Annotated in this window: 4 protein-coding genes and 5 pseudogenes; 3 read left to right on the top strand and 6 right to left on the bottom strand. The window is 49.7% G+C overall.

Translation table 11 applies throughout. The features are described 5' to 3' along the window. Window positions 1–104: 104 nt before the first annotated feature. The 5 genes and pseudogenes from JZM30_RS04335 to JZM30_RS04355 all read right to left on the bottom strand — a co-directional run bounded on the left by JZM30_RS04335 (window position 105) and on the right by JZM30_RS04355 (window position 5,316). A pseudogene (locus JZM30_RS04335) lies at window positions 105–1,324 on the bottom strand (ISL3 family transposase). Between the two features lie 125 nt (window positions 1,325–1,449). Further along, on the bottom strand, window positions 1,450–3,369 hold the full coding sequence (locus JZM30_RS23820) for a VWA domain-containing protein (protein ID WP_252317695.1): 1,920 nt from the start codon (window positions 3,367–3,369) through the stop codon (window positions 1,450–1,452). Between the two features lie 21 nt (window positions 3,370–3,390). After that, the gene (locus tag JZM30_RS04345) at window positions 3,391–4,512 is read right to left on the bottom strand and encodes an Ig-like domain-containing protein (protein WP_252317696.1); all 1,122 of its coding nucleotides are present in this window, start codon (window positions 4,510–4,512) and stop codon (window positions 3,391–3,393) included. Window positions 4,513–4,523: 11 nt separating this feature from the next. Then, entirely contained in the window at window positions 4,524–5,054 is a 531-nt protein-coding gene (locus JZM30_RS04350; protein WP_252317697.1) for an Ig-like domain-containing protein, read from the bottom strand. Beyond that, window positions 4,999–5,316 carry a retention module-containing protein gene (locus JZM30_RS04355; RefSeq protein ID WP_252317699.1) on the bottom strand — a complete coding sequence of 106 codons (318 nt, stop codon included), beginning with the start codon at window positions 5,314–5,316 and terminating at the stop codon, window positions 4,999–5,001. Before JZM30_RS04355 ends, JZM30_RS04350 begins: the two co-directional genes overlap by 56 nt. A 588-nt stretch (window positions 5,317–5,904) precedes the next feature. Between JZM30_RS04355 and JZM30_RS04360 the strand changes: the two are divergent. The 3 pseudogenes from JZM30_RS04360 to JZM30_RS04370 all read left to right on the top strand — a co-directional run bounded on the left by JZM30_RS04360 (window position 5,905) and on the right by JZM30_RS04370 (window position 10,867). Next, window positions 5,905–7,217 (top strand): annotated as a pseudogene (locus JZM30_RS04360) (TolC family outer membrane protein). A 125-nt stretch (window positions 7,218–7,342) separates the two neighbouring features. After that, window positions 7,343–9,525, top strand: a pseudogene (locus JZM30_RS04365) (type I secretion system permease/ATPase). After that, window positions 9,512–10,867, top strand: a pseudogene (locus JZM30_RS04370) (HlyD family type I secretion periplasmic adaptor subunit). The pseudogenes JZM30_RS04365 and JZM30_RS04370 overlap by 14 nt, the downstream one beginning before the upstream one ends. Before the next feature lie 94 nt (window positions 10,868–10,961). On the opposite strand, the pseudogene JZM30_RS04375 reads toward JZM30_RS04370, so the two are convergent. After that, window positions 10,962–12,479: pseudogene (locus tag JZM30_RS04375) on the bottom strand (sensor domain-containing protein). Window positions 12,480–12,508: the final 29 nt, after the last annotated feature.

A 12,508-nucleotide genomic window follows, 5' to 3' on the forward strand; every position in this document is an offset into this window, starting at 1 on the left:
TTGTCATTTCATCATGATGTTGCTAAAGATAAGCGCGGTTCAATCACGATCATGGCAAAATTTAACTGTATATGCAAGGGTCTTCCCCTATCATGGTGGGAGACTCATAACCCCATGTTTAACCTGCCGTAATGGAACATCACTGCCACCTTAAAGCGTTCTTTGTTCCGGTATCCTCTGGACTTGATCCGCAGCAGCCTTATCTTGCTGTTTAGTGACTCTGCATTACCGTTTGATACCCTGTGTTTCATGGCATTCAGGATCCCGTACAGTCGTTTACGTAACGTCCGGGCGGCGCTGCTTAGTAGCGGGACACCAACGTCTTTTGCCATCCCTATCCATTCCAGCCACAGACGCCTGCTGTGTTCGTCATACCGGCGGTTCCAGAGTTCCCGGGCCAGCGCCTTCATTGCCCAGCAACGGCTGGTATCAGGCAGAACCATCTGCGCTGCTTCCAGTCTTTCTGCTATTCGACCATGACGTTTATGGCGACCGTACAACCACAGATAACGGGAACGATGTGCACTTTTTCGTGCCGGTAACGGGATGGTTTTCATCTCCAACTGTCGTGTTTTATCTACGACGGCACAGAGCATTTTCGCTACATGGAAGTGGTCGAACGCGATCTTCTCCACCGCGTTAGGCAGATGGAGCCGCGCTGCGCTTATATAGGATAGATTCATGTCCATCGACAGGGTTTTAATGGATTCAATCTGGCGGTCACCCAGACTCCGGAGATAGCCAGCAAGACTTTCAACTCCGCGATCATCTTTGAGTTCCAATGCCTGTCCTTGGGTATCAGAGATAACGGTGACGTACTGATGCCCCTTTTTGAAAGCGACCTCATCAACACAGAGATGACGTGCGGCCTGAGGTGTTTTTCGACGGGCCAGTCCACGCTTAACCGCCCGTTGCATAATATTATCGACAGCATTCCAGCTCAGCCTCAGCTGTTTCCTGACGGCATCCACGGTGCTGATTTTCAGCCATGAGATAACGAACGACTCGAACAACAGCGTATACCGGCTACCGGGGCCGGCCCATGGAACAGACAGCGTCTGGTAGCCATGCTCCGGGCACATAATACGGGGTACATCAGCTTCGACTATTGTCGCGAACTGACAGGTATCGAGATGGCGCCATTTACGATGTCGGTGATCGTGAATAGGACAAGATTCCCGCAGGTTGGACAGGTTAACTGAGTGTTTTTCGCAATCTCAACTGTAACGGTAACAGAACCGGCATTTTCATCGAGAGAAAGAGACTTTACCTGCCACGGAATAGACAGGTTGAGGATATGAGCGTAGAGAGACTTTTCGTCCATGGTGGTGACCTCTGGCGATTTAATACGCCATTATCATGCCTTCAGCCACCACAACAAGGGAAGACCCATTTATAAACATCACCACTGGCACTGATGATTTCACGCGTTTTACCATAAACACTCATCTAATAGGACTGACCAACCTGATAATTGATATTATCAATATTCAACACTTCGTATGTTCGGCCAACCTGTACCTGGTTTGTTTCGTTACTCTGATAGTAAGTCGGTTCGCCGTCGGTAATAAAATAGGTCAGGTTGGTACCGACATTATTTTTCACCGCCGTGCTTTGGAACCAGTTGGCCGTGGTTTTAAACACGTCCTCATAGTTGGTACCGCCACCGTTCTGGCCACCGACCATGGAATTCAGCACGCTGGTGAGCTGAGTCAGCGCCGTTGAATCTTTCAGATCCACCGATACCGTACGGCCAACCTGCGTGTCGAAGTCAGCAAGGAACACGTTCACTTTCCCTGCATGCGCACCGTTGGCACTGTTGATCAGGCTGTTAAACACGTTTTTCAGAGAAGCAACCGTGTTGGCGATATCGGTAGTGGTCATACTGCCCGAGCTGTCTACCATAAACGCGATGTTATAGTTGGTGCCTTCTACCAGTTGCAGACCGGAAACATCCGCGATCATAACATCATTACTGTTGGTTCCCTGAACGTTGTCATCTCCGGTAGTCCCAATGGCGGCACCGTACTGCTCAACGCCTTCCGTCGAATAACCGATCGCGGTGTCATGGTTGAGTTTTTCGGTTGACGTTGCCTGAGCAACCACCTCAAACTTGCCTGCCGCCACTGGCACGTACAACGTGACCGTTCCCGACAACGCGTTGGCATTATGCGCGTTGGCAATGGTGTAGGTGCCATCTTTGCCCACGGTATAGGTCGCATCGTTGTTGATATGATCTACCACTTTGGTGCCTTCCGGCAGGCCGGTCAGCGTAATGCCCGACAGCGTTTCACTGCCATCGAGATCTGTCAGTGCGGCAGAGACGTCCAGCGTATGTTCCTGCGTACCAGAGTAGGTTTCTTTCGTTACCGTAGGCGCGTTGCTGCCCGGAGCCATACTGGTGCCATCGCTGTAGATCACCCCACCCAAATTGTTACTTACCTGACCGGTAAACGAATGGGATTGCCCGCTGCTGTCAGTGTAGTTAACTTTGACACCATCAAGGGTATTGACGCTCGTTGGCTGATTATTATTCGTGTTGTAAGTAGAATTGTAGGTATAGCCATCCTCTTTCATCACAAACACATAATCTTTATGAGCGCTAGCGTCATTCGTTTCGCGGTTTCCACCGAACGAATCCAAGGACCTTAATTCTTTCTTATCCGCTGGCCAATCGCTTTGACGATAGAAATATCCACTGTTCGAGTGGACAACAAAAATATCGCTGTAGCCATCGCTGCCGCTGGTATTGCTCTGCGTATAGTACGAATAGGTGCCGGTACCCACCAATGTTGGGATCGGATCCCCCTCGGTTAACCAGACCCGCACACCATTGCCGACGGCAATAATTTTCCCATCCTGAATATCAAAGCCACCGTTAGCACTGCCACCATTAATGTGAATCACTTCACCACTCGGCGTACTGTTTCCACTGACAATATCCAGCGTCACCGTCGGTGCATCCGCCACTGGCGTAATATCGATATTGAGTGCCGTTTCTACGCCAACGTTACCGGCTTTATCCACCGGCGTGTAATTCACAATACTGTACGGAGAGCCGGAAGCATTTGCCGCAGGATCAAAACGCAAATCTGTATTGGTCGAGTTAAACGACTGTCCTTCCGTGACGGGTTTCCAGGTACCATTATCGTTGTAATACAGCGTACCAGCGCTGGCCGGTGGCAATGAGGAAATCACCACGCTAGACGTATCACCAGAAACGCCCAGACTATCCCAGCCGATGTGTACCGGCGTATCTTCCAGTCCAGTCACCGTCTCGTCGTGCGCAACAGGCGGTTTGGTGTCCAATATGGCTTGATCGTTATCGTGAGCCTGATTACCCGCAGGATCCGTTGCCGTTGCAACCACCTTAATCTTACCTTCTGCATCTTAACCTTCTGCCAATGTGCTCAGATCGGCTGAAGTACTCCATTTACCATCAATAACAGGCACATTAGTCAGTGTGACCTCTTTACCCTTACTGTCTGTGAAGACCAATGTTACGTGGTCTTCCGTGCTGGTACCCTGAATAAATTGTCCGGCCAATTCGTTCGCATTGAGATAGCCATCATTACCTGCAAAATCGGTGATATCAATTTCAGGTAAGGTTTTATCCATTATGGCACTGGCGCTGTCTTGCGCGGTGTTCCCTGCCGCATCCGTTGCCGTCGCCACCACGGTGATTTTGCCTTCTACCAGCGCCCCCAAATTAACCGTGTTATGCCATTTCCCGTCAAAGACCGGCACACTGCTGACAGTGACTGATTTGCCATTACTATCCGTAAAGGTAAGGTTGACGAAACGCTCGTTGCTCGTCCCCTCAATAAAGGTTACACCCAACTCTTGCTGATTGATATAGCCGTCGTTACCAGCAAATCCAGTGATATCTATCTCAGGGGCGGTGACATCCAGCGTCGAGGACGCGGTGTCGTGCGCCTGGTTGCCCGCCAGATCGGTGGCCGTAGCCTTGACGTCCACCTTGCCCTCGGCCAGACCGCTCAGGTCCGCGGTGGTGCTCCACTTGCCGTCCACCACGGAGACGCCGGTCACCGTGACGACCTTGCCGTTCACATCCGTGAACGTCAGATCAACCGTCTTCTCGCTGCTGGTGCCGCTCACCGGCGTGGCTTTCGACTCCGCGGTATTGATATAGCCGTCATCGCCGGCAAAGTGGGTAATCGCAACGTCAGGCGCAGTAGTATCAACACCATAAGGGCGCGTAGCATTGGCGGTAGTCTGGTTACCCGCCTCATCCGACGTGGTCACAGAGGCGTTGACAACACTGTTGCTTGCCAACACGCTACCCGGCACGCCGTCCACACTCCACGTTTTACCGTCCGCATTCACCGTGGTCGTGTAACGTTCATTACCAATCGCCACCGTGACGGTATCACCCGCCTTCACGTTACCCGATACCGTCCCGCTAATTGTATGACTCTGTCCGGCCTCTTCTGCATTAACAACATCGTCATTGGCAATAAGGTCGATCGTAATGCTTGCATCAGGGGGCAACGTATCTACGGTTACCGAATCCTGCCCGCCCGTACCTGGAATGCCATTTTCATCGCTATATGAACCATCAGGAACGGTGACAGTGACCGTCCCTTCAAAATTGGTTTTGGGGTGAGCGTACCCGTCCAGCTGGTAGGATCGGTAGGATCCTGAACCAGATTGGTTAACGTACCGTTGCTCACGCTCACATCACTGGCATCAAAACCTACTGGCGGCTTGGTAAACGTGAAGGTCATCGAGCCATCAGGATTGATAACAATGGTCAACGCAGGGGGTGTAGTATCAGGTGTCGTTTCGCTGCTTGTTGCGGCGGCGAGAGTTACGGCGTCAGCGCCGGTCAGATCGTCGGTAGATGTCGCTGCAAATGCCAGCCCTTGGGTGTCATAACCTGCAGTTGCCTCTACCACTTGCCCGGTCAGGGAAAAAACCATATCGGCGGCACTAACGTGGCTGTCACCACCGTCGCCCGCTTCGCCAATGTCAGTATTACCCGCTGCTGGCGCTTCCAGGACTTGAGTCGGGTCTGCGCCTTGTGCGAGCATCCTGTAACGCTGCCACATCCTGAGCGTCTTGCGCTGTGGCCTGCGGCATTACGTTGGTGTTGTCACTCCACTGGCTGTTTCTCCCAACATCCAGGGTTTTTCCGTCCGGCAACGTGATAGACACGGAACCGTCGCCACCCGTGACGATCTCTTCGCCACGATAAATTTTGTCACCTGCTGTTAATAACCGCTGTGTGCCATCAAGAGAAATGACGAAGACTTGCCCGATAACGAATTTAATGATACCGATTACGCTATTCACTACGGCTTCTCCTTGATATATATAATTATTTTTATACAGATATTGAGTTGTTGTAAGGGGGTATCAACATCATCCTGATGGGTAAATCTGCGATTAGCTCTCCTGGCCTTGAAACTGTGCAGTCATCAATCAACGCGCGTTGACCGTACACTTGCTTAAGCAAAAAAAGGCGCTCCATCATGGTTAACCCATTAGCGTGCTAATGGGTTAACCATGATGGAGAAAACCGGTTTGCCAGAGCAAAAAATGACAGTATAGGCGTCAATCACTTGACTCGCTAAGCATAATCATAATCATAATCATAATCATAAAAAATTCGGAATATTCTTGCTACAAACTTTAATACGAAAGAGCATCAAATATTTCTCAAACATTGAATCAGAATGAGACAACAACACAATGAACTGATAATAAAGGAGTTTCAAAACTCTCATGGCGTTCTATTGAGAAAAAATCGCCGGATGGGAAATTAAGAATAATCACAAAAAAAACCAAGCATTCAAATTAATCACAGCGTTTAATCATGCCATAAAGGAAAACAGCATTATGCTACCTGTATTTCGATACGCTTTTTTACCTTTAGGGATTATGGTCGCACAGCCTTCCAGCGCCGCGACTTTACAGGATGTGGATGTAATCAAACAAACTCTTGCCACGCATCCCGAAGTCAGTGCGTCGGTAAACAGTCGGCTTTCCGCCGATCATGATTTATGCTCTGCCAAGGGCGGGTATTTGCCGTCAATCAACTTTAACGCAGGAACCGGTCGTGAGGAGACAGATACCGTTTCTACACGCGCGAGTGGCGGTAAAACAGAACTGCAACGCAGTGAATCCAGTATCACCTTACAACAAACGCTGTTTGACGGATTTGCTACGTCGAGCGAAGTTGGTAGGCAGAGAGCAACCGTCAATTTACGAGCCTACAAGGTACTCAATACGTCTGAGAACGTGGCCTTGAATGCGGTTCAGGTGTATCTCTATGTGCTGCAACGGGCAGAATTCGTCAAACTGGCGCAAAATAATCTCGCCAACCACGAGCGTATCTACGATCAGATCCGGCTGCGCAGCCAGCAAGGCGTTGCGCGCCTAGCAGATCTCGAGCAGGCCGAGGCGCGTTTGGCACAGGCAAGGAACAATCTGCTTACCGAGCAGACCAATCTTGATGACGCGAAGACTAACTACTTTAGCGTTACGGGTGTCGAACCCGACAACCTGATACTACCAGATACCGCGTTGTTGACCATTCCAGCCTCGCTGGCCGAAGCTCGGCGCGTCATGCTGGCCAATAGCCCAATACTCAAGTCCGCCGAATCAGACATATCTGCGACACAGCAACAATATGAAGCAGCAAAGTCCTCCTATTATCCTCGTGTCAACATCGAGCTCGACCGCAATATGAATAACAACGTGGATGGCGTTCGCGGGCAAAGCAACGAGTGGCAGGCAATGGTCAGAATGCGTTACAACCTCTATCAAGGGGAAGCAACAAGGCCAACGCGGATGCAAAAGCGTATCAAATTAAAGAGGCACAGGATATTCGCAACAACACGCTGCGTCAGTTGAACGAAGAGTTGCGTCTCGCCTGGACCGCGCTGAATAACGCCCGCCAGCAAATCCCCATCGCCGCTGAGTATGCCGATCGCAGTATGAAAGTTCGCACGGCCTACCAAAAGCAATTCAGCATTGGCGAACGCACACTGCTGGATTTGCTGGACAGTGAAAATGAGCTTCTCACCGCACAACGTCGTCTGGTAGAGATTCAATTCATTGAGAGGTTTACCGAATATCGTATCAAGGCCAGAATGGGAGACCTGATGCGCAACCTTTCTATTCAGAGCCCAACAGCAGGACAAAGTTTGGATAACGTCACGGCAGATGTGGATTTGCCTTCGTTAAACTAGCGTCTGCGTCGGAAACGACAGTGGGTTGCACGAGGCCGTGACTCGTTTGTCTGCCGTGTTTTACCTCACGTATCACGCGTGTGGTAAGCACGGCAGACTGTGTTATGTAAGGGAAGATCAGTGAGATGAAGTTACATTCCGTCGAGGATATCGATACTCCGGAAGCGTCCGTTGCGCATGAACACAACGATCCTCGCACCCGTCATGACGATCCGTTACTGGATGGTTTGTTGATTTTGTGTGCGCTACGGGGCAAGCCTGCGAGTCGCGCTACGCTCACTGCGGGTCTTCCTTTGGCAAAACAACGCCTGACAATGTCATTGCAGCCCTGCGCAGCCAGTCGCGCAGGGCTGCAAGGTCGGGTACTAAAACGCCCGCTGGATGGCATTCCCGACATGTCACTGCCTGCCATGTTATTGCTGCGAGAAGGCCGTTCAGCGGTGTTGCTTGGCTGGAACGACGATGGTTCAGCGCGCATCATGCCGAGTGAGACGGAAGGCGGCGAGATACACGTCGATCGCAACACGCTTAAGCAGAATTATCTTGGTCTGGTGCTGTTTGCGCAGCCGAGACATGCCTTTGATATCCAAAACGAATCGCTTATTCCACACACCAAGTCCTGGTTCAAGGACACGCTGAGACTGTCGCGCTTCTTGTATATCGATGCGGTGCTGGCCAGTTTTATTATCAATATCATCGCACTCGCCACGCCGCTGTTCGTGATGAATGTGTATGACAGGGTGGTACCCAATCAAGCAACGGCAACCCTTTGGGTGCTGGCGATCGGTGTTATTGGTGCGTTTATTTTCGATCTCATTCTGAAAACGCTACGTGGCATTTGCCTCGATATGGCAGGAAAAAAGACCGATCTGATCATCTCCGCCTCACTGTTTGAACGCATTATTGGGATGTCGATGATTGCGCGACCAGCCCGCGTCGGCAGCTTCGCGCAAAATATTCATGAATTTCAATCATTAAGAGGTTTCCTCTCATCGCTAACCTTAACCACGCTGATAGATTTCCCGTTCACACTGCTGCTGTTGCTGGTGATTGGCCTGATTGGCGGTCCTCTGGTGTGGGTGCCGATACTCACCTACCCTATTGCCTTAGCCGTAAGCTGGGCGCTGCAAAAACCGCTGGTTGCAACCATCAGTAAAACAATGGAACTGGCCAGCGAGCGTCAAGCCACCCTGATAGAAACGCTCAGCAGTCTGGATGCGCTGAAAGTGAATAATGCTCAGAGTGAGCGCCAGCACAGTTGGGAACAAACACTGGGCAGTCTTAGTCGATTGGAAATGCGCGCCAAGGCGCTCTCTTCACTGGCGGTCAACCTGACGCTGGGGTTCCAGCAAATCGCTGGTGTGGTGATGATTATCGCGGGCGTCTACCTGTTGATTGACGGCAAACTCAGTATAGGGGGATTGATTGCCAGCTATATGCTCAGTGGCCGCGCACTTATGCCCCTTGGTCAGCTATCGGGCCTGGTCACGCGTTATCAGCAGTCCAAGATAACCATGACGACCACCGAAGAGATGATGCAATTGCCGCAAGAGCGTCAAGAGAATGAGCGGCCGCTTAAACGCGAACGTATTCAAGGCGGACTGGAATTCCGTGACGTGACCTTCAGTTATCCTGAACAGAAGCACCGCTCTTTGCACAACATCAATCTCCCTGTCGCCGCAGGTGAAAAAGTTGGCATCATTGGTCGCAGCGGTTCAGGCAAAAGTTCGCTGGAAAAACTGATCGTCAATCTTTATCCCCCAAGCGAAGGGAATGTTTTGATCGACGGTGTGGACACACGTCAGTTGGATGTCAGCGATTTGCGCCACAACATTGGCTATGTACCGCAAGATATTCAACTAATCAGCGGCACTCTGCGCGATAACCTGATCAGCGGTGCTCGCTATACTGATGATGAATCCATGCTGCGCGCCGCCGAAATCGCCGGTGTCAACGAATTCGCGCGCCTGCATGCGGATGGCTACAACTTGCAGGTGGGGGAACGCGGCTTGCAACTCTCCGGCGGTCAGCGTCAAGCCGTTGCCATCGCGCGCTGTTGCTCGATCCGCCAATCATGGTGTTAGATGAACCCACAAGTTCGATGGATAACACCAGTGAAGACCGCCTAAAACAGGCATTACAGCCGGTGTTGCAAAACAAAACGCTACTGTTGGTGACGCATCGCGTTTCCATGCTGGCCCTGGTAGATCGTTTAATCATTATCGATAAAGGCCGCATTATTGCCGATGGTCCAAAGGCTATCGTGATGGATGCGTTAAAGAAAGGACAGATCAATGCATCTCGCTAAACGCACCGCGGATATCCTTCGCTATTTCTCCCGCAGGGATCGGGAAACGCTTCAGGCGATTCCTGAAGTCAGCCGCGCGATGCTGGAAGATTCCCCCAAAGCGATTCGTATTACGCTGTGGACAATTTTCTTTTTTTTTTCCTGTTTTTCATCTTGTGGGCCGCTTTTGCCAGTATTGATGAAGTCACGCGCGGTGGCGGCAAGGCCATTCCGTCTGCAAAAAATTCAGAACCTGGAAGGCGGTATCGTCACTGAGGTTTACGTTCACGAGGGGCAAATCGTCAATCAGGGCGATCCATTGCTGAGGCTCGATGACACGCGCTTCGCTTCAAACGTTGGTGAAACGGAGGCTGACAGGCTAGGGCTGCTCTCGCGTATCGAACGGTTAACGACTGAAATCAACGATCGCGAATTAGACTTCTCACCAGAAATCAAAGAAAAAGCCCCTGCCATTGCTAAGGGGGAGATGGATCTGTACACCAGCAGACGCCAACAGTTTCGTAATGAGATCTCGGGTTTGGAAGAACAACTGGTGCAGAAAAAACAGGAGCAGCGCGATTATGTGGCCAAGCAGGCACAATTTCGTAATAGCCTCAATTTATTGCAACAAGAAATAAGAATGTCAGAGCCACTGATTGCCGAGGGTGCAATATCCAAAGTCGAAGTGTTGCGGTTAAAACGGGCTGAAGTGGAAACGCAAGGGCAGTTGGAATCCATTACTCTGTCTATCCCTCGTGCTGACTCTGCCATCAAGGAAATTGAAAACAAGATTCAGGAAACGCGCGGACGCTATAAAAGCGATGCGCTGACACAGTTGACTGAAGCACAAACCAATCTGAACAAGATAGCCGCCACGGGTAATGCACTGTAAGATCGCGTAAACCGTACGCTGATGGTCTCACCGGTGAAAGGCATTGTGCAGCAGATGATGGTCAACACCATTGGTGGTGTAATCCAACCCGGGAACGACATCGTAGAAATTGTTCCGTTGGATGAAAATTTATTGGTTGAAGCAAAAATCTCGCCGCAAGATATTGCCTTTCTGCATCCGGGCCAGCCTGCAATTATTAAGCTGACGGCTTATGATTATACGATCTATGGCGGATTAAAAGGGAAAGTTGGGCAAATTAGCCCTGACACCATGACCGATAAAGAAGGCAACGGTTTTTATATCGTTAGGTTGCGCACGGATAAGAATTATTTGGGCACTGAAGATAAGCCCCTAGTGATTATTCCCGGCATGGTAGCATCCGTGGATATTATTACCGGAAAGAAAACGATTCTAAGTTATTTACTTAAACCCATCATCCGTGCAAATGCAGAAGCACTGCGGGAACGCTAATTATCACACTGTGCTATTCAAGACTTTCATTGAACACACAAACTGCCCAATTAATGGCAGTTTGTGTTGTTTGTTTCCCTAACGTCCCCAATTATCACTGATGACCGTTTTGTACGACGTAGATTTGCGTTTGGCTGCGTCCCATGGCTTTTGCCTGGTACATGGCAGAGTCTGCGTTGATGGCTAACGTCAGTGAATCAGTGCCGTGCTCAGGATAGAGCGCAATACCGATACTGCATGACACCTCAAGTTTTTTCCCTTCAATATCAAAAGGTTTATTCATGGCATTATGAATCTTGTCTGCAACATAGAGAGTGTTAGCTTCTTCTTTAATGCCTTGCAGCAAGATAATAAATTTATCGCCACTACGGCGATAAACAGTGTCAGTATCACGTACTGAACTTCGCATGCGCGCAGCGGCTTCTTTTAACAACAAGTCGCCAATGGCATGACCAAAGGTATCATTGATCTGTTTGAATTTATCCAAATCAAGAAACATCAAAGCGATACGACGCCCTGTCTGTTTTGATAACAAAATGGCCTGTTCCATCTGTTCCGCAAACGTCAGGCCGTTTGCCAGTGATGTCAGAAAATCATAGTGTGCCAGTTGGCGGTAATGCTCTTCACTGCGTCGCAGCATATCAATCGCACTGTACAGTTAGATAGCAATCGCCACCAACTGCGCAGATTTTTCAATGGAAAAGGTTTCTTCTTCATTGGGAACATAGGGCTTACGGTGGTAAACGCTGAGCACACCGAGGATCTCTTTATTCTGGCCGATAACCGGCTCAGACCAGCAAGAGCGTAACCCGGCATAGAGCGCGAGCCATTTATACAATGACCAATCAGGATGAACGGAGATATCTTCCGCAATCACGCGCTTATCGGTATACGCCGCGGTACCAAAAGAGGTGGCACCGTCAGCGATTTTTACATTATGAATGGCATTTTTATAAAAACCGGGCAAGCTGGGCGCAGAAGCCAACGTCAGGCACTTCTTCTCTTTATCCACCAACAATACGGAGCAGACGATGCGGCCCGGATTTTTTTCCTCCACACTAAACACGATGGCATCAAGGATATCTTTCAACGGAGCACCGCTGGAGAGAAGTTCTAAGGCGCGATTATAAGAGTTATCGTGATGTTCCTTTGCTTTACGCTCCGTAATGTCCAGCTTCACCCCAACATAATTCGTTGAATCTGTGACTTTATTATAGATTTTAGAAATATTGGCCTTTTCCCAGTAAAGCTGCCCGTCTTTACGACGGTTAATAAATTCACCGCTCCAGGTTTCACCGCGATCGAGCGTTGACCAAAGATCTTCATAGACGCTGGGGTTGGTCATTCCCGAATTCATTATATTAGTTTTTTTACCGATCACTTCATCGGGCATATAACCTGACATGGTTACAAACTGACGATTTACATAAAGAATTTCACAATTCTCATTCGCAATAATGATCGACGCCGGGCTATATTCTGTGGCATAAAAAATCGTATAGAGGAAGTCTTGTTTTTCGCGATCCTGCTTAAACTTTTGCTTGCTTCCCCTGTTTCTAATAACAGAAACCAACAACAGTATTATAAGTATAGTTATTATTATCTCATACACAATAACACGCCCTCAGTCCTCGGAAGGAC

Origin of the sequence: Candidatus Symbiopectobacterium endolongispinus (assembly GCF_018777385.1) — a bacterium.
In the GTDB taxonomy this organism is placed as follows: domain Bacteria; phylum Pseudomonadota; class Gammaproteobacteria; order Enterobacterales; family Enterobacteriaceae; genus Symbiopectobacterium; species Symbiopectobacterium endolongispinus.

Bases quoted from the DNA above. Each gene is read 5' to 3' on its own strand.
- JZM30_RS04350 (WP_252317697.1), bottom strand. From the start codon at position 5,054: ATGCTCGCACAAGGCGCAGACCCGACTCAAGTCCTGGAAGCGCCAGCA.